The 17512-nt window shown below is 70.5% G+C and carries 11 protein-coding genes and 4 pseudogenes; 4 read left to right on the top strand and 11 right to left on the bottom strand.

What is annotated here, in order from left to right; translation table 11 throughout:
* Positions 1–226: 226 nt before the first annotated feature.
* The 4 genes from ACWD6R_RS14175 to ACWD6R_RS14160 are packed head-to-tail and all read right to left on the bottom strand — an operon-like array spanning position 227 to position 3655.
* Positions 227–1273, bottom strand: coding sequence for an NAD(P)H-dependent flavin oxidoreductase (locus ACWD6R_RS14175; protein WP_451818933.1), 1047 nt, complete (start codon positions 1271–1273; stop codon positions 227–229).
* Positions 1274–1290: 17 nt separating this feature from the next.
* A complete protein-coding gene (locus ACWD6R_RS14170) occupies positions 1291–2043 on the bottom strand; it encodes a CoA-transferase subunit beta (RefSeq protein ID WP_451818927.1) in 753 nt (250 codons plus the stop codon).
* Complete coding sequence (locus ACWD6R_RS14165; protein WP_451818926.1) at positions 2040–2915, bottom strand: CoA transferase subunit A; 876 nt, start codon at positions 2913–2915, stop codon at positions 2040–2042. The genes ACWD6R_RS14170 and ACWD6R_RS14165 overlap by 4 nt, the downstream gene beginning before the upstream one ends.
* Positions 2912–3655 carry an enoyl-CoA hydratase family protein gene (locus tag ACWD6R_RS14160; protein ID WP_451818925.1) on the bottom strand — a complete coding sequence of 248 codons (744 nt, stop codon included), beginning with the start codon at positions 3653–3655 and terminating at the stop codon, positions 2912–2914. Before ACWD6R_RS14160 ends, ACWD6R_RS14165 begins: the two co-directional genes overlap by 4 nt.
* A gap of 85 nt (positions 3656–3740) precedes the next feature.
* Between ACWD6R_RS14160 and ACWD6R_RS14155 the strand changes: the two genes are divergently transcribed.
* On the top strand, positions 3741–4682 hold the full coding sequence (locus ACWD6R_RS14155; protein WP_451818924.1) for an SDR family oxidoreductase: 942 nt from the start codon (positions 3741–3743) through the stop codon (positions 4680–4682).
* 34 nt (positions 4683–4716) lie between these two features.
* Here the strand turns inward: ACWD6R_RS14155 and ACWD6R_RS14150 are convergent.
* From ACWD6R_RS14150 to ACWD6R_RS14140, 3 genes and pseudogenes are all read right to left on the bottom strand, one after another.
* Positions 4717–6141, bottom strand: a pseudogene (locus ACWD6R_RS14150) (ankyrin repeat domain-containing protein); the annotation flags it as partial.
* A 48-nt stretch (positions 6142–6189) separates the two neighbouring features.
* The gene (locus ACWD6R_RS14145) at positions 6190–7098 is read right to left on the bottom strand and encodes a hypothetical protein (RefSeq protein ID WP_451818923.1); all 909 of its coding nucleotides are present in this window, start codon (positions 7096–7098) and stop codon (positions 6190–6192) included.
* A gap of 216 nt (positions 7099–7314) precedes the next feature.
* Positions 7315–9129: a glycoside hydrolase family 35 protein gene (locus tag ACWD6R_RS14140; protein WP_451818922.1), complete on the bottom strand. Its 1815-nt coding sequence runs from the start codon at positions 9127–9129 to the stop codon at positions 7315–7317.
* Positions 9130–9380: 251 nt separating this feature from the next.
* Here ACWD6R_RS14140 and ACWD6R_RS14135 point away from each other — a divergent pair, with 251 nt between their 5' ends.
* Together ACWD6R_RS14135 and ACWD6R_RS14130 are read left to right on the top strand one after the other, a co-directional pair.
* Positions 9381–10280, top strand: coding sequence for a helix-turn-helix domain-containing protein (locus ACWD6R_RS14135; protein WP_451818921.1), 900 nt, complete (start codon positions 9381–9383; stop codon positions 10278–10280).
* Between the two features lie 62 nt (positions 10281–10342).
* Positions 10343–10678: a chorismate mutase gene (locus ACWD6R_RS14130; protein WP_366690334.1), complete on the top strand. Its 336-nt coding sequence runs from the start codon at positions 10343–10345 to the stop codon at positions 10676–10678.
* A gap of 230 nt (positions 10679–10908) precedes the next feature.
* On the opposite strand, the pseudogene ACWD6R_RS14125 reads toward ACWD6R_RS14130, so the two are convergent.
* The 4 genes and pseudogenes from ACWD6R_RS14125 to ACWD6R_RS14110 all read right to left on the bottom strand — a co-directional run.
* A pseudogene (locus tag ACWD6R_RS14125) lies at positions 10909–12042 on the bottom strand (family 16 glycoside hydrolase); the annotation flags it as partial.
* Between the two features lie 9 nt (positions 12043–12051).
* Positions 12052–14001: pseudogene (locus ACWD6R_RS14120) on the bottom strand (ThuA domain-containing protein); the annotation flags it as partial.
* A 3-nt stretch (positions 14002–14004) separates the two neighbouring features.
* A pseudogene (locus ACWD6R_RS14115) lies at positions 14005–14823 on the bottom strand (ThuA domain-containing protein); the annotation flags it as partial.
* A gap of 413 nt (positions 14824–15236) precedes the next feature.
* The gene (locus tag ACWD6R_RS14110; RefSeq protein ID WP_451818920.1) at positions 15237–16214 is read right to left on the bottom strand and encodes a multicopper oxidase domain-containing protein; all 978 of its coding nucleotides are present in this window, start codon (positions 16212–16214) and stop codon (positions 15237–15239) included.
* 750 nt (positions 16215–16964) lie between these two features.
* Here ACWD6R_RS14110 and ACWD6R_RS14105 point away from each other — a divergent pair.
* Positions 16965–17512, top strand: a 548-nt coding sequence (locus ACWD6R_RS14105) for a cupredoxin domain-containing protein (RefSeq protein ID WP_451818919.1), incomplete at its 3' end; no start/stop codon positions are given.

Raw genomic sequence — 17512 nt, 5'->3', positions numbered from 1 at the left:
GGGGGCGCGCGCGCCCCCCCCCCGGCCCGCGCGCGGGGGGGGCGCGCGGGGGGGGCCCCCCCCCGCGCGCGCCCGCCCCCCCCCCCGCCCCCCCCCCCCCCCGGGGCTCTGCCCCGGACCCCGGTCCGGGGTTGCCGGACAGGCTGGATCCATCCGCCTGTCCGGCTTGGACCGACCGGCAATTGGGGGGCGGCCCCCGGACGGACCTGGGCACCTCGCCCCGCCCCTACACCCGAGGCAGTCCCTTCAGTACCTCCCGCGCTTCTTCCATCACCCGTTCCACCAGCTCCGCGGAGCTCGGCAGGTCCTCGATCAGGCCCGCCACCTGACCCGACGCCATCACACCCAGATCCGTCCGGCCGTCGACCATCGACGCCTTCAGCAGCATCGGCGTGTTCGCCGCCAGCAGCACCTGGCTCCACGACAGGTCCTTGCCGTGCTTCATCGCCATGCCGTCGCGCACCATCCGGGACCAGCTCAGCCCCGAGATCCGTCTGAAACCCGCCGCCCGGCGCACCGCCTGGGCCAGCGCCCTGGTACGGCCCGCGTTCTCCAGCGCGGCGACCATCTCCGTACGCAGCATCCGGTGCGGCAGCCCGTCCACCGCCGTCGTGACCGTGACGTCCTTGACGCCCGCCGCCAGATAGCGTGCCTTCACCGCGTCCGGGACCGTCGAGTCCGACGTCAGCAGGAACCGCGTACCCATCGCGATGCCCGCCGCCCCGTACGCCAGCGCCGCGACCAGACCGCGGCCGTCGTGGAAGCCGCCCGCCGCGATCACCGGAATGTCCACGGCGTCCACCACCTGCGGCAGCAGCACCGTCGTCGCCACGTCGCCCGTGTGCCCGCCGCCCTCGCCGCCCTGCACGATCACCGCGTCCGCACCCCACGCCGCGACCTTCTCGGCGTGGCGCCGGGCACCGATCGACGGGACGACGACCACCCCCGCGTCCTTCAGCTCCGCGATCAGCTCCTTCGACGGGGCCAGCGCGAACGACGCGACCTTCACGCCCTCGTCGATGATGATCCGTACCCGGTCGCGCGCATCAGCGGCGTCGGCGCGCAGATTGACTCCGAACGGTGCCTGCGTACGGGACTTGACCTCCCGCACCGCTGCGCGCAGCTGCTCCACGGTCATCGTCGCCGAGGCGAGAATGCCGAGTGCACCCGCCTCGGCGGTGGCGGAGACCAAGCGGGGACCGGCGACCCAGCCCATGCCGGTCTGCACGATCGGGTGGCGCACGCCGACGAGCTCGGTGAGCGGGGTCCGCATCGGATCCGCCGCGTCCATCAGCCCCTGACCTCGTGGTCGCGTGTGCCCATCGGGTCGATGACCTCGCGGATCAGCCGGAGTTCGCCGGCGGTCGGCTCGCGGGTGTACGGGACGTCGTCGGCGATCGTCAGCGCGAAGCCGGTCGCCGCGCGCACCGTGTCGACGGTGACGCCGGGGTGCAGCGAGGCGAGGCGCATCGAGCGGTCCGGGGTGGCGAAGTCGAGGACGCCGAGGTCGGTGACGACGCGTGGGATGCGGTGGTAGCGGGTCGCCGACGGTCCGGCGGCCGCCGCACTGTCGTAGCCGACCCCGCTGATCATGTCGACGCGCTCGACGAACACCCGGGGGGAGTGCTTGGGAACCCAGTAACTGACTGGATTGTTGAGGGTGTTGACGGGCGCGCCGCGTACGCCCAGCAGCTGACGGACGGGTTGTTCCCAGTCGCCGATGCAGGAGATGTTCTGATTGCCGAACCGGTCGATCTGGCCGGCGCCCATCATCACGTGTCGCTTGCCGCCGGTCACCATGGCGAGGTGCCGGCGGTACGGCAGCCACCCCTCGGGCGTGCCGTCGAGGTCGACGATCATCGCTTCACCATCGGTGAGCAGCAGATCGGGCGAGAAAGTGCGCTTGGCGAGGCGGGCGCCGAGGGACGGGATCAGGCCCATCGGGCTGGCGAGGACCTCGCCGTTGTCGCGCCAGGCGTCCGCGCAGGCGATCACGCAGTACTCGGCCCGGGTGATGGCCCGGGGCCCGGGGGTCGTCGTCACTTCTGCTCCTCGTGCCAGGTCCGGACGGCCAGTTGGTAGCTCTTCTCGTCACCGTCCGCCGGCAGGAACCGGTCGGTGAACGCCGCCCAGGCGTCCGGGTCCGCCGCCGCGGTGGCGTACGCCCTCTGGAAGGCCTCGTCGCGCGGGTGGTCGGGGGCGCAGGAGGTGAAGTGCGCGCCGTTCGGGGTCTCGACGACGCCGGTGACCGAGTGCCGCTTGACGAGCAGGGTCTGCGGGGCGGCCTCCGCGGTCAGTTCGGCGGTCTCCACGAGCCGTTCGCAGGAGACGTACGCGGTGTCGGCGGCCTCGCAGAACAGGTCGTCGAAGTACGGGTCAGGACCGAGGTACTGGCCGTTTCCGGACCGGTCGGCGCGGTTCATGTGGACCAGCGCCGCGTCCATCCGCAGGGCCGGCATCGCGACGAACTCCTCGCCGTCCTCGTACGGTGAACGCACCGTACGCAGACCGGGGTTGACCCGCATGACATCCGAGCCGATGCCCGCCCGGACCGGCAGGAACGGCAGCCGGTTCGCGGCGGCGTGCAGTCCCCACATGAACATCGCCTCGTCGATCTCCCTCAGTTCGAAGGCGCCGCGCTGGCGGGCGGCCCTGAAGTGCGGTTCGAGCGGGATCGAGTCGAGCGTGGCGAAGGCCGCGACCAGCGTGCGGATCTTTCCGGCGGCGGCGAGCAGGCCGACGTCGGGGCCACCGTACGAAATCACGGTGAGACCGGTGATCCCGGACCGGAGCAGCGCCCGTACCAGGGCCATCGGCTTGCGGCGCGAGCCCCAGCCCCCGATGCCGATCGTCATGCCGCTGCTGAGCCGGGAGACGACCTCCTCGGCCGTCATGGTCTTGTCGGTCACGGTCATGCCTCCTTGCCGAAGGTGTCACGGACGCGGCCGGCGATTCCGCTGAGGTTGGCCTCGAAGGTGAAGCCCTGTTCGAAGCGGTAGCTGCGGCGTACGTCCACCGGGTCGATGCCGTTGATGGCGGCCTTGGCGAGCCGGATCAGATACCCGTCCTTACGGGCGATCTCCCTCGCCAACTCCATTGCCGCGTACATGAGTTCGGCGCGCGGGACGACCTTCCAGACGGAGCCGTGGGCGTGCAGCTCGGCGGCCGTGGCGGTGCGCGAGGTGTAGTACAGCGCGCGCATCAGGTGCTGGGGGACGAGCCGGGCGAGATGGGTCGCGGCGCCGAGCGCACCCCGGTCCAGTTCCGGCAGGCCGAACGTCGCGTCGTCGCTCGCCACGATCGCGTCGGCGTTCCCGACGAGACCGATGCCGCCGCCGAGGCAGAAGCCGTTCACCGCGGCGACGACCGGCACCTCGCACTCGTACACCGCGGCGAAGGCCTCGAAGCAGCCGCGGTTGGCGCCGATCAGGGCGTCGTGCCCGGCGTCGCGCTGCATCTCCTTGATGTCGACACCCGCGTTGAAGCCGCGCCCGGCGGCGGCCAGGACGACGCACCGGACCTCGGGATCGCGGCCCGCGGCGCGGAGTGCGTCGGCGAGGTCGTACCAGCCCTGCACGGGCAGTGCGTTGACGGGCGGACAGTCGACGGTGACGACGGAAATGCCTGGGGCGGGGCCGGAGGTGGAGACACCCATGAGCGGATCAGCTACCTTTCCACCAAACATTTGTTAGGTGGGAAGGTAGCAGCCTGCCCCCGCATCGCCAACAAGGAGATGTGAGATGACCGCAAGCAGCGACGCACACGACACCGGGATCTGCGCCGGACGCGTCGTCATCGTGACGGGCGCCGGGCGCGGGCTCGGCCGGGCCCATGCGCTGGCGTTCGCCGCCGAGGGGGCGAAGGTCGTGGTCAACGACCTGGGTGTCGGACTCGACGGCGACGGAGGGTCCGCCGGACCGGCCCGGGACGTCGTCGACGAGATCACCGCCGCGGGCGGCGAGGCGGTGGCCCACGGAGGAGACATCGCGACGCCGGAGGGCGCTTCCTCGCTGATCGCGACCGCACTGGACGCGTTCGGGCGGCTGGACACACTCGTCAACAACGCGGGATTCCTGCGCGACCGCATGCTCGTCAACCTGGACGCGGACGACTGGGACGCAGTGCTGCGAGTCCATCTGAGGGGCCACTTCCTGACCCTGAAGCACGCAGCGGCGCACTGGCGGGCCGAGACCAAGGCGGGCCGCACCCCGACCGCCCGGGTGATCAACACCAGCTCCGGCGCGGGCCTGCTCGGCAGCGTCGGCCAGGGCAACTACGCCGCGGCGAAGGCCGGGATCGTCGGCCTGACCCTGGTCGCCGCGGCGGAGATGCGCCGGTACGGCGTCCAGGTCAACGCCATCGCCCCGGCGGCCCGGACCCGGATGACCGAGCAGACGTTCGCGGAGACGATGGCGGCTCCGGGGGAGGGGACCGGGGCATTCGACGCGATGGCCCCGGAGAACGTGTCACCGCTGGTGGTGTGGCTGGGCTCGGACGCGAGCGACGGAGTGACCGGACGGGTCTTCGAGGCGGAGGGGGGCCGCATCACCGTGATGGAGGGCTGGCGCCCCGGATCCACCGCGGACCGGGGGGCACGGTGGGCGCCCGCGGAGGCGGGGGAGGCCGCCCGGAAGCTGCTGGCGCAGGCGGTGCCGGCGGAGCCGGTGTACGGGGCGCGGTAGGGCGGGGCTGCTCCGACGCCGCCGCGTCGACCGCCACCGCCCGCGCATAACCGTCCGGCTCCGACTCCTGCAGCAACCGCTCCAACACCGGTACCGCCCGCGGGTCCTGACGCCGCGCCAGGCCCTGCGCCGCCTCCGCGACCGTGTCCGGATCCGCGTCGTCCAGCCGCTCCGCCAGCGCCGCGCGGAGCACCGGCGTGTCCGCGTCCAGCGCGGCCAGCGCCGTCGTAGCCCAGTCCCGCACCTCCGCATCGGTGTCCCGGCTCAGCCCCACCAGCGCCGCGACCCCCTCCGCATGGTCACCGGAGACCAGGTCGAACAGCGCCAGCGTCACCGCACGGCGCACCACCCGCTCCGGATTCCGCGCATGCCGCAGCACATCCGGCAGGGCCACCGGATCCCCATGGCGCCCCAGCCCCAGCACCGCCGACTGGATCAGCTCCGTATCAGCCGCCTCCCGCGCCAGCTCCCGCAGCAGCGGAACCGAACGGGCGGCAAAGGGCTTCGACCCGGTGCGGAAACCGAGCTGGGCCAGCACATCCGCACCGAACGCCTGCCGCAACGGCTCACCGTCGCTCGCGCACCACGCGGCGCCCGCCTGGAACGTCTCCTCGTCGCCCCGCCACCACAGCACCTCGACCGCCTCGTGCCAGTTGTCCAGTTCCGGGTTCCCGCCGCGCAGCGCCCGCGCCGCCAGCTCCGCGTACGGCGTCCGCAGACCCAGCTCCCCCTCCAGGACCGTGGCGATCGCACCGTGCCCCGTCTGCTGCTCCTGCCCCGCGAACGGCACCCCGTCCCGCACCAGTTCGACGGTCACCGTCTCCCCGCCGTCCACCGGCGTACGGCGCACCACCATCCCCGGCCCGTCCCCGTACATCTCCCGGAGCGCGCGCCGCATCTCCTGCTCCACATCCAGCGCAAGCATCCGGCGCGCCTCCCGCAGCGCCTCCTCCAGCGCCCCGGCCCGCGCACCCGCCCCGTACCGCAGCAGTGCCCGCACGGTCTCCAGCGACCCGCGCCGTACCGCGAACACCAGCGGCGGTTCATGCCCCGGCCCCGGTCCCGGCAGATCGGGGTCCGCCCCATGGGCGAGCAGCACCTCCGCGATCCGCGCATGACCCAGACCCACCGCCCACCGCAGCGCCGTGAACCCGAACTGCTCCCGCAGATCCGGCTGCGCCCCGGCCGCCAGCAGCGCCTCGACCACCTCCGTGTGCCCGCCGCACACCGCCCCGCAGATCGGCAGATCGCCCGCCTCGGGCCCGCACGCCCGGTCCGGATCGGCGCCCGCCGCCAGCAGCAGCCGCACCACACCCGGCCGGTCCGACACCGCCGCCAGATAGAGCGCCGTCGCACCGTCCTCGTCGACCGACTCGGCGGGCGCCCCCGCGCGCAGCAGCCGCACGACGGCGTCCTCACCCTCGTACAGGGCCTCGAACAGGTTCCGCGTGTCCGTCATCGGATCTTCTGCCACCCATCGACTCTACGACGGAGGGCCCCGACGGGCTCAGGTATTGCAGTCCAGTACCGTGCGGCACAACCCGCACCGCGCCCGCACCCGGCCCCGGACCGGTACCCGGATGCGCTGGTGGCAGGTGGGGCAGGCGAACGAGACCCGCCAACCCCCCGGACCCCCCTCGAACCGGTACGGGACCCCGGAGGTCACGGCGGCCCCCGCATGGTCCTGGGCGTACCGCCGGTCCTTCGCATAACGGTGCCGGCCGGCCCAGCCCGCCGCCACCAGCGGAGGCTGCTGCCCGTCCCGCAGCGCCAGCGCCCGCCCCTTCACGTACGCCGTATACGCCTGCGGACTCGTGAACCACGGCGACGGATCCTCGTCGAACACCAACGCCCGCTTGGCCAGCACATACCCGAACTCCTCCGGGGTGAGATAGCCGAGCTTCTGACTGGAGGCGGCGTCCTCCCGGAACGCGTCGAGCAGCAGCCAGCCCGCCCCCAGATACGCCGCCGCCGTGTCGGTCAGGATCTCGTTGTCCCGCGTACCGGGGAACTCCAGACCCAGCCGGTGCAACAGCACATGCATCACCTCGTGCGACAGCGCGGCACCGATGTCCCTGCGATGAGTGCGGAAACGGTCGTTGAGCTCGATGAAGTACTCGGGCCCCGCCGCGAGTTCGACACTCCCCGCATGCTCCATCGCCCGGAACCCGACGATCATGCGGGCATCCGGCAGATGCAGATGCCGGACCATCGCCCGCGCCACGCGCTGCGCCCCCAGATGCAGATCGTCCTGGTCGGAGAAGGCCGCGTCGGCGGGCAACAGGCTCGGGGCGTACCTGCGCACACCGTCGTACGACAGCCTCCGGTACAGCGCGGTGATCGCGGACCGGACGATGTCCAGATGAGGGAAGCCATGCACCACCGGGCCGCCGTCCGTCACGTCCGCACCCCCCATCCGTGACGCTCAACCGGCTTCCACTGTAACGGCCTCCCCCGCGACAGGGAGTGGGCTCCCGACGCCCTGCGACTCCGCGTGCGGCGTTGTCGTCGGTCACCGACGCTCCGCGTCGACTCCCATCAAGCTCGCCAAACCCATCGACCTGCCCACGCTTAAGACCGACCATCGCCTCCGCGGCAGCCACACTCCGACGCCCCGACCGGCCCCACCGCATCAGCCCTGCGCACCCCCGGGTGTGCCCGTCCGGACGGGCACACCCGGACCCAGCTCCACCCACGGATCCCCGGCGCCCTCCACCTCCAGCACCCACACCTCGTTGACGCCCTCCCGCAGAACCGGACCCGGCACATACAGCGTCCGCTGCGGACCCGCCGACCAGTACCGGCCCAGACAGAAACCGTTCACCCAGACGAACCCGCGCGTCCAGCCCGGCAGTTCGATCCCCGCATGATCCGGAAGACCCGCGCGCCCCGAAACCGCCGACTCGAACGAACCCCGGTACAGCCCGGCACGACCCCTCTCGGCGACAGCCCCGAACGGCACCGCGTCCACCGCACCCGGCTCCTCGAAAGCGGCCAGCCGCAGCGCCCGCGCCCGCACCCCGTGCAGATACTGCCGCTCGTGCCGGACGCCGCCCGTGATGCCCTTCGGCTCACCCAGCCGCGGCCCGTAATTGACCCGGCCCAGCGACTCCACCCACAGCTCGACCGACGCGGGCCCGGCCACCGGCTCGTCGAGGGTGGCGCTCTCGCCGCTCAGCACGCCTTCCCGGACCCCGTTCACATACACCACCGCCCGGTCCCGGAGCCCGGACACACCCAGCGCATACGGGCGTCGCGAACCCGGAACCGCGACCTCGTACCGCACCAGGCCCCGGTCCACGCCCAGCTCCTCGAACGTCGGCGGAACACCGGACTCCGCCCGTTCCGGGTCGCCCAGCACCTCCAGCACCACAGACAGCGGCGCCCACCCGGTCAGCTCCGCCCGCACCGGCGCCGGGGGCCCGGCCGGCTCCGGCGGCAGCTCCGGGAGCGGACCGTCCGCAAACTCCGCCAAGACCCTCCGGAACAGCCAGAACTTCTCCGTCGGCCGCCCGTACTCGTCGATCGGCGCATCGTAGTCGTACGACGTCACCGTCGGCTGAAAATCCTGGTCCTGCACCGGACCCGAGCGGTTCGCCCCCGCCCAGCCCGCAAAATTCGTCCCCCCGTGCGCCATGTAGATATTCACCGATGCCCCGCACTCCAGAATCTCCCGCAGCGCCTCCGCGGCCTCCGCCGGATCCCGGACCACCGGCGCGGCACCCCAGTGCTCGAACCAGCCGCACCAGAACTCCATACACATCAGCGGACCCTCCGGCTGATGCCGGCGCAGCACCTCGAACGCCTCACGCGCCCCCGAGCCGAAATTCGCCGTCGCCAGCAACCCCGGCACGGAACCACCCGTCAGCATGTGGTCCTCCGGCCCGTCCGACGTGAACAGCGGCACACTCACCCCGTGCCCGCGCAGCACCTCCACCAGCCGCCCCAGATAGACCCGATCGGTTCCGTAGCTCCCGTACTCGTTCTCCACCTGAACCATGACCACCGGGCCGCCGCGGTCGATCTGCCGCTCCACCACCTGCGGCAACAACTCGGCGAACCACCGCTCGACCGCCTCCAGATACCCGGCATCACGCGTCCGCACCCGCCGCCCGAACCGGCCCGTCACCCACGCGGGCAACCCGCCGTTCTCCCACTCGGCACAGATGTACGGACCCGGGCGCACGATCGCCCACAGCCCCGCCCGGTGCGCCGCATCCAGGAACCGGCCGAGCGCCGCCACATCCCGGAACACCCCGGGCTCCGGCTCATGCAGATTCCACGGAACGTACGTCTCCACACAGTTCAGGCCCATCGCCCGCAGCATCGACAGCCGGTGATCCCACTGCGCCTCGTGCACCCGGAAATAGTGCAGCGCCCCCGACAGCAGGCGTACGGGCTTCCCGTCGAGCCGGAAGTGGTCGTCCCCCACGGTGAAATCAGCCATCGTGCTCGTACTCTCCTGTTGCGCCGGTCCCACCCCCGGGGCCGCACACCCCGGGGCCGCACAACGGCACGCACCACGGAGCGGGCGAACCCGGGAGGAATGTTCCATCCACCCTCGCCCCCTGGCGTGCAGCCGGTCCATGGACAAAGATCACTGCTGTTTGGACACAATGCGCAGATCACCGCGGCCGACCGAGCCGAAGCGAGCCCGGCGGAGTCGAGCCCGGGAGCCGAGCGGAGGAAGGAAAGCCGATGCCGACCTACCACACCTGGATGCGATTCTTCACGCCCAGCCCGCTCCACCACCGCCTCGGCCTCGTCTGCCTGGGCGTCGGCCTGCAACACGGCGCCCTGCCCACCGTCGGCCCCCGCACCCTCGACCACCACGTCGCCGTCGTCATCAACTCCGGCAGCGGCTGGTTCAGCGGCCCCGACGGCCGCCGCACACCCGTCACCGCCCCCAGCCTCATCTGGCTCACCCCCGGCACCCCGCACCACTACGGCGCCGACCCCGGCACCGGCTGGGACGAAGCCTTCGTCGACTTCACCGGCCCCGCCACCACCACCTACACCGAACTCGGCTACATCGAACCCGACCGCCCCCTCGTCCCCCTCGCCGACACCGCAGGACCACGCGCCGCCGTCAGCCGCATGGTCCGCGCCGCCAGACGCGGCAATCCCCTCCTCGAAGTCGAGACCGGCGCCGCCGTCCACGAACTCCTCGTCGCCCTGCGTCGCGCCCGCGCCGACGTCAGCCCCGACGGCGACCCCGTCCTCCAGGCCCTCGCCCGCGACGCATTCCAGCCCCTCTCCGTCGCCGAACACGCGGCCCGCCACGGCATGACCCCCGCCGAACTGCGCACCGCCGTACGCCGCGGCGCCGGCTGCAGCCCCAAGGACTACCTCCTCGGCATCCGCCTCGGCCGAGCCAAAGAACTCCTCGCCGCAACCGACCTGCCCGTCGCCGCGGTCGCCCGCCGCGTCGGCTACGACGACCCCGCCTACTTCTCCCGCCTCTTCGCCCGCCGCGTCGGCACCGCCCCCGTCCGTTTCCGCGAACAACAGGGCCGCGCCGTTCCCGGCGGCTGGAGCGACCAGGTCCCCGACCCCGAACACCCACCGACGATCACCGCGAGGACCCCGGGCGCCTGACGGCCTCCCCCACGGCAGGGAGCCCACTCCCTGTCGCGGGGGAGGCCGTAAGCTCGACGACCATGACCACAGGCGACATCGACGAGTCCGTACGCGCGGAACTGAACCGGCTCCGCGAGAGCATCGACAACATCGACGCCGCTGTTGTCCACATGCTCGCCGAGCGCTTCAAGTGCACCCAGCAGGTCGGCCACCTCAAGGCCAACCACAAACTGCCCCCGGCCGACCCGACCCGCGAAACCGAACAGATCGCCCGCCTGCGCCGCCTCGCCGAGAACGCGAAACTCGACCCCGCCTTCGCCGAGAAGCTCCTGAACTTCATCATCGCCGAAGTGATCAGGCACCATGAGCGGATTGCCGGTGACCCCCCGACCGGCGACGCAGCCTCCGAGAACTGATCCTCTGCACCCTGCGCCGTACGGCGGGCCGAGTGCGCCCCGAGCCCGGCAGACTCGGGGCCGTCATTGCTGCAGCAGCGCTTAACCATCGCCCGTAGAACTATTCACTTGTGGTGACACGCAGCGAGGGCCGCGACCTCAAGGCCGCGGCCCTCGCCTCCGTGCCGCTACAGCGAGTGTCCGAGGGGGTAGCCTCCCCCGGAGTCACGCTTCGGGTTGACCGCTCGCGACTACAGGTTCCGCACCCGGATGTTGCGGAACTCGATCAGGTCGTTGTTGCTGTGGTTCTGCAACCCCACGTACCCGCTGAGGAACTGACGCAGGTCCGTGGGCGGGTCACCCGCCCGGGACGACGACTTGCCGGGCGTGTTGTCGAACTCGTTGATCACCACGCCGTTGCGGATGATCGTGTAGTGCTGCCCGACCGCGCGGATCTCATAGTCGTTCCACTGGCCCTTGGGGGTCACCCCCGCCTTGTCCAGGCCCAGCGGCTTGAAGTTGTACACCGAGCCGGTCTTCTGGACCTCGCCCGTGGTCCCGTCGTAGATCTGGATCTCCTGACCGCAGTAGATCGCGAGCCACTCGGGGGCGGTGCGAGCCGAACCGACCGTCCCGCAACTGCCGGCCGGACGGTCGGCCAGCGGCGTCCGCGGGTCCGGGAACCGGATGAAGACACCGCTGTTGGCGTTGCCGTTGCCCGGAGCCATGTCCCGGAACTGGAGCCTGACCGAGAAGTCTCCGAGCTCCTGCTTGGCGTACCACAGCATGCCCAGGCCGCCTGAGCCGCGGATGGTGCCGTCGGGCTGGAGGGAGAACTTCCCGGGGCCGGCCTGCCGCCAGTCGGCGAGGCTCGCCGCGGTCCCGTCGAAGAGGGGCTGGTACCCGGCGACCTTGCCGATCTTGCTCTGCGCCGCCGCCTTGCTGATTGCCGCCGACTCGCGGTTGTCGAGGACGTCCTCCTTGCGGAGGTCGTTGACCACGGCGTTGACGTGGCTGACGAACTCGCCGTGGTTCGGCCAGGACGCCTCGTCGTCGATCAGGTCATTGACAGTGCAGTCGCCGCCCGCGCGGTGGTTGGCCACGCCGGTGTCGGTGTCGAGCAGCTTGACGGTCGGACGGGCGTCGGGCGCCGGGCAGCCGGCCTCGGCGTCGAACGTCGCGGTGGCCTTCTCGCCGTCGGCGTAGGTGACCGTCAGCTTCGCGTGGTACGTGCCGTAGTCGGCGTAGGTGTGCGTGGGGTTGGCCTCGTGCGACGGCGCGCTGCCGTCACCGAAGTCCCACTCCCAGGCCACACCGCCGACCTTGGCACCGGAGAACGCCACCGTCTTGGGCTTGCTCTGGGTGATGACGCGCGCCCCGGCGTCCTGCGGCTTCGGGGTGGCCGGGCCGCCCTGGTAGGTGATGCGGATGAGCTTCTGGTTGGAGTGCAGGCTGAAGAAACCGCCCGCGTAGTCGAGCATGTACAGCGCACCGTCGGAACCGAACTTGGCGTCCATCCAGCTCTGCAGCTGGGTGGAGCCGCTGCCGGGCGCGATGATGCTGCGCAGGTCCTCGCCGAAGGCCGGCGCGCCCTGGTCCTTGACGTGGTCCGGGTCCAGGGTCACCGCGACCCGGTTGTTGGCGTTGGACTCGTCACCGATGAACCACTTGTCCTCCCAGTACGCCGGCCAGGCGACACCGCTCTTGGTGTCCACCTGGGAGCGGTGGTAGGTCGGACCGGACATGATGGCCTGGCCGCCGCCCTTGAGGTACGGCTGGGTGTAGGTGGCCTCGCTGTCGACGTAGCTCGGGACACCGCTGCCGTCGGAGCGCTTGGGGAAGACCGGGCCGCCGCCCTGGGGCGAGTACCAGATCATGTTGTCGCGGGCCGGCGGGATGTCCACCAGGCCGGTGTTGCGCGGCGACTCGTTCTTGAGGTGGTCGCAGTCGTACCAGCCGGTGAGGACACTGGCGTCGGTGTTGCTGCGGTCGCGGTACGGCTGCCGGTTGCCCATGCAGTACGGCCAGCCCTGATTGCCCGCCGAGGTGATGACCGTGGCCGTCTCGTACTTGGCCGGGCCCAACTCGGGGTTCGACGCTCCCGCGTCCGGTCCGACCCAGCCGGCGTTCAGCCAGTTGTGCACCGGGTCGACGGAGAGCCGTGCGATGTTGCGGACACCCATCACGTAGATCTCGGGACGGGTCTTGGCCGTGCCCGGCGGGAAGAGGTTGCCCTTGGGGATGGTGTAGGTGCCGTCGGGCTCGGGGTGGATGCGGATGATCTTGCCGTTGAGGTCGTTGGTGTTGCCGGAGGTGCGACGGGCGTCCTGGAAGGAGACACCCTTGTAGTCCTGGGTCCAGTTGTTCCCGGAGTAGCCGCTGGAGCCGCCGGAGGAGTTGCTGTCACCGGATCCGATGTAGAGGTTGCCGTCCTTGTCGAAGGACATGCCGCCTCCGGCGTGGCAGCAGCTGTGGATCTGGGTGTCCCAGTGCAGCAGGTCCTTGCGGGTGGACTGGTCGATGGACTCGGTCGCGAAGTCGTAGGTCAGCCGGGAGACCGTCCGCTGGCCGATCCGCTTGTCGCGGTCGATCGACTCGTGCGGCATCCAGTAGACGTAGATCCACCCGTTCTTCTCGAACTTCGGGTCGAGGGTGATGCCGACGAGGCCTTCCTCGTTCTTGACCAGCTCGTCACCGCTGCCCCGGTTGCCCATCACATCGAGTGTGGTGAGCAGCTTGACCTGCTTGGTCTTGGAGTCCCACTGGTGGATGGTGCCGCAGCCCAGGCCGACCTTGGGGTCGTTCCAGGAGCTGATCGGGCCGGACGGGCAGGCGGCCTTGCCGATGTAGAAGGCCTTGCCGTCGGGGGCCATGGTCAGACCGTGCGGCTCACCGATCTGGTCGAGCTGCCCCGCCTGGTTCTGGGCGGTCAGCCGCTCGGTCTTGTAGTTGGACGCGATGGTCGCCTGGCAGTCGCCGCGGACCATGCCGGTGGTCCACTGGATGGCGCCGAGGAGGTGGCTCTGGAACTTCGTGTCGGTGGTGTAGCTCTCCTCGGTGCGGCCCATGCCGGTGTAGAAGGACCGGCCGCCCTCGTAGTCCCGGCACCACGAGATCGGGTGGAACGGGCCGTTGGCGCTGAGCCCCGGCTTGTACTTCCCCTCCTCGACCTGGGCAATGGTGTGGACCTTGCCGATCGGGTTGGGGTCCCAGTTGATCCACTGGTCGGAGCGGGTCCAGTTGAGCGGAAGTCCCTTGTTGGCGGGATGCTGACGGTCCGTCACATTGACGACGGCCTGCTGGACCTTGGAATCCTGCGGGGGCGTCGGCTTGGCGCTGAAGAGCCGCAGCTCGGCCAACTGGGTCAGCTGCTCACCGCTGTTGGCGGTGATATCCAGCCGGTAGTGCTGGTAGGCCGTGCTGTTGGTGAACTGGAACTGCCTGGTCTGGAACCGCGACGAGAAGGTCTCGCCGGTCCGCGTGTCCAGGGTCTTCCAGGTCTCACCGTCCTCCGAGCCCTGCAGCTTCCAGTCCTTCGGGTCCCGTCCCGAGGAGTCGTTGGCTGAGGTCAACGCGTAGTTGACCACCGCGACGGGCTTGTCCAGCTTCATGGTGACCCAGCCGGTCGGCGTACGGGCCAGCCACTTGGTGTCGTTCTTGCCGTCGAACAGCTTGTCCTTGGTTTCGTTCGGCGGGTTGTCCCCGTTGGCCGCGCTCTCGACGACCTTCTCGGGGTCGGGGAGGCCCAGGGCCGGGCGGGTGCCGATCAGCCCGGTGAACCAGGAGGAGTCGGACTGGGCCCGGGCGGCGTCGTGGACGCCGACGAAGCCACCTCCGTTGTTGATGTACGACTGGAACGCGGCTTCCTGCTCGGCGTTGAGCGCCACTCCATCGGCCGACAGGAACACCACCCCTCGGTACTTGGCGAGGTCGGCGGTGTTGAACACGCTCGCGTCCTCGGACTCGACGACCTTGAACCCGTTCTTCTCGCCGAGGTTCTCGATCGCCGCCGTGGCCTTCTTGACCGGGTCGTCCTGCTTGGCGGCCGGTCCGTGGAAGACCAGGACGTTCACCTGGGTGTCGATGGCGGCGCCCTGGTCCTGGCTGACGCTTTCGACGGGCTGCTGCGCCTGTGCCTGCACGGAAGGCAGCGCGGACAGCCCCATGGTCAGTGCGGCGCTTGACAACAGAACGACCGCGCGGCGCCAGGGCCACGCGTGACGAGAGGTCCCCGCAGCACGCGACGGTGGCGATCCGCTTCGTCTTGACAGGGCGAACCGGTCTCTCTTGCCCATGTTTGCTCCTTGACTCGATCCGGCAACGGAAGAGTGATCAGGGGGTTGGAGCGAGGGCTGCCGCAGGGGCCCCGCCCGGCATGCGCCGGGCGAGGCGGCTTTCGGCGGGCGGTCACGCTGCCCGGGAAGGAGGGGTGCCGGAGCAGGGAGGTCAGGTTCTCCTCCGGTCCTGGCGGGCGAGGACCGACCGGCGGCAGGCTGGTACACGCCCGTCAGGCCGTCAGGCAGGCCTGTCGGGCGTGGCTTCGGGGGCGGAGCCCGCATCAGGACCCCGCCGTTGCCTTCTAGTGGTGGGGCATGCCGCCGGGGACCGTGCCGTCGGCCTCGGTCACGAGGAAGATCCCGGCCATGCCCATGTCCGCGTGGCTCTGGACGTGACAGTGGTACATCCAGGCACCTGCGCCGACCCGGGCACCCGCGATCACCTGGAACCCGAAGGAGTCCGCGGGGCCGACGGTCTTGGTGTCGATGACCCGGCTCACGTCCTGAGGACCCTGCAGGATCCCGGTGCGGTTGTCCACCCAGCGGTGGCCGTGCACATGGAAGGTGTGGAAGAAATCCCCGTGGGTGATGACGATGAACTCCACCCGCTCGCCGCGGACGGCCGTGAAGGTGGGGGTGTCGTGGTGGGCCTTGTTGTTGATCGTCATGTCGTTGAACACGACCGTGAACTGCTTGTCGGGCAGCACGTCGCCCTTGCGGCGCACGATCACGGGGCCGTACAGGCCCTTCTTGAGGCCGCCCGTGCCGTGTTCGGTCCCCACGTTGTGATCGTGATAGTGCCAGTAGCCGGCGCTGCCGGCCTCCCACGTCCCGTCGTGGTTCGGTCCCGGGGCGTGGGTGCGCCAGACGTAGGTCCGCCGGCCGCCCGGCTCGGCGACGCTGTCGTTCATCTTGGTGCCGTCGCTGGCAACGTCGTAGTCCACGCCGTGCACGTGCAGACTCGCGGCCACGCTCAGGTTGTTGACGACCTCGATGTGCATCGTGTCGCCCTCGGTCAGCTCGATGAGCGGGCCGGGAATCGACGCCTTGCCGGGCTCCAGGCCGTAGCCCATCTGCCCGTTCGGCAGGTTCTCCATGTACAGCGTCAGCTCACGGACGGTGCCCTTGTCGTTTCCTTTACCGCTTCCTTCACCGGGTTTGTCCTTCGGGGCGGCGGCGGAGGTGCCGAGCACCGTGGGCACGACCGCCGCGGCGGCTGCGCCGGTGGCGAACGCTCGCCGGGAGAAGAGGTGTCTCTTGCCTGCGCCTGAGTCGGTCATCGCTCTCCAATCCTCGAAACGCGAAGGTGCCCGAAGGCTTTTCGTCGTCGTGGTGTGAGTCGCCGCCGACGGCAGCTGTCCCGTCACGGCGGTACGCGGTGGTGCGCCGGGCGTTCGGCCCCGCGAGGCAGGCGGGGCGGTCGTCGGACCGGACTCCGGTGGAGACGGTCCGACTTGGCCGGACCCCGGTGGAAGCGGTCCGGCTTGGCTCGATGTGCCGGCTACGGCCGGGATCGGATCGGCTGGGCGATGGGGATTCGCCTCGGGACCTGGACACCGTAGCGGGCACGCATCCAGTTTTTCCAGTCTCAGGTCAAAGTTGGTTGGATTCTCGTCATAGGTCTTGGCGGATAGTCAAAAGACCCGCTAACTTCCCCTCGTTGCCGCATGGTAAAGAGGTTGCGTGAACCCCGCCCTCGGGTTCGCGGTGCCAGCGGCCTCGCAGCGACAGGGGCGGATGCCGCCTGTGCGTGAGTGACGGCGGCCCTGCCGTCGTCGCGCGCGGGCGACTACCGAAGCGCGGCACTCGCCCCGTTCCGTCCAGGGCGCCGGTCCGGTGAGCGGAGTACTCGCGTCTCGAACGCGCTCATCCCGGCGGCTGATCGTCCACCCGGCGGGACCGCGAGTCCTGCGCGGTGCCGCACAAGCGAATTCCCGAAAGGTGCAGCGGTGTTCAGAAGACTGCTCCATGCCCAGACGGATCCGCCCCCCTCGAGATCCGCGCTACGTGACCGATTCAGCGAGCATCCGATGCTGATGGCGCTGATGGCCGTTGTCTTCACAGCTTTCGCATTGGCCGCTCCGGCCGCGTACGCGGCGGTGAATCGCGCGGAGGAGACCGCAGCGACCCAGGTGCTCACCTGGACGGCCGGCGACGACTACATGAAGTACACGTCAGCCCCCACCACCGCGGTGGCGGGCAAGGCGACCATTGTGTTCGAGAGTAGCGCGGCGACCGGCAACACGACGGGGCTGACGCACACCCTGACATTCGACGCCTCGAACCCCGACTACAACAACGACGTCAGCCTCAACATCCTGGCGAGCCCCTTCGACTCCGAGGGAGGCAGGCACACGGCCGAAGTCACCCTCACGCCTGGCGTCTACCGCTACTTCTGCGCGATGCCGGGCCACCAGATGATGACGGGTGAGCTCATCGTCACCGCCGCGCCCGGCGACGACACCACTGCGCCGGACACGTCGGCGACAGTGTCCGGAACCAAGGACTCCGCCGGGAACTACGTGTCCAGCGCGACGGTGACAGTGACCGCTTCGGACGCGGAGTCGGGTGTGGCGGG

The organism is Streptomyces sp. NPDC005151 (genome assembly GCF_053599875.1).
The sequence above is the reverse complement of the archived record's forward strand: the minus strand, read 5'-3'. Positions and strand labels throughout refer to the sequence as shown.

What these genes read in the sequence shown, in the direction of transcription:
- ACWD6R_RS14175 (WP_451818933.1), bottom strand. Translation starts at nt 1,273, where the DNA reads ATGCGGACCCCGCTCACCGAGCTCGTCGGCGTGCGCCACCCGATCGTG.
- ACWD6R_RS14165 (WP_451818926.1), bottom strand. Translation starts at nt 2,915, where the DNA reads ATGACCGTGACCGACAAGACCATGACGGCCGAGGAGGTCGTCTCCCGG.
- ACWD6R_RS14160 (WP_451818925.1), bottom strand. Translation starts at nt 3,655, where the DNA reads ATGGGTGTCTCCACCTCCGGCCCCGCCCCAGGCATTTCCGTCGTCACC.
- ACWD6R_RS14155 (WP_451818924.1), top strand. Translation starts at nt 3,741, where the DNA reads ATGACCGCAAGCAGCGACGCACACGACACCGGGATCTGCGCCGGACGC.
- ACWD6R_RS14145 (WP_451818923.1), bottom strand. Translation starts at nt 7,098, where the DNA reads ATGGGGGGTGCGGACGTGACGGACGGCGGCCCGGTGGTGCATGGCTTC.
- ACWD6R_RS14140 (WP_451818922.1), bottom strand. Translation starts at nt 9,129, where the DNA reads ATGGCTGATTTCACCGTGGGGGACGACCACTTCCGGCTCGACGGGAAG.
- ACWD6R_RS14135 (WP_451818921.1), top strand. Translation starts at nt 9,381, where the DNA reads ATGCCGACCTACCACACCTGGATGCGATTCTTCACGCCCAGCCCGCTC.
- ACWD6R_RS14130 (WP_366690334.1), top strand. Translation starts at nt 10,343, where the DNA reads ATGACCACAGGCGACATCGACGAGTCCGTACGCGCGGAACTGAACCGG.
- ACWD6R_RS14110 (WP_451818920.1), bottom strand. Translation starts at nt 16,214, where the DNA reads ATGACCGACTCAGGCGCAGGCAAGAGACACCTCTTCTCCCGGCGAGCG.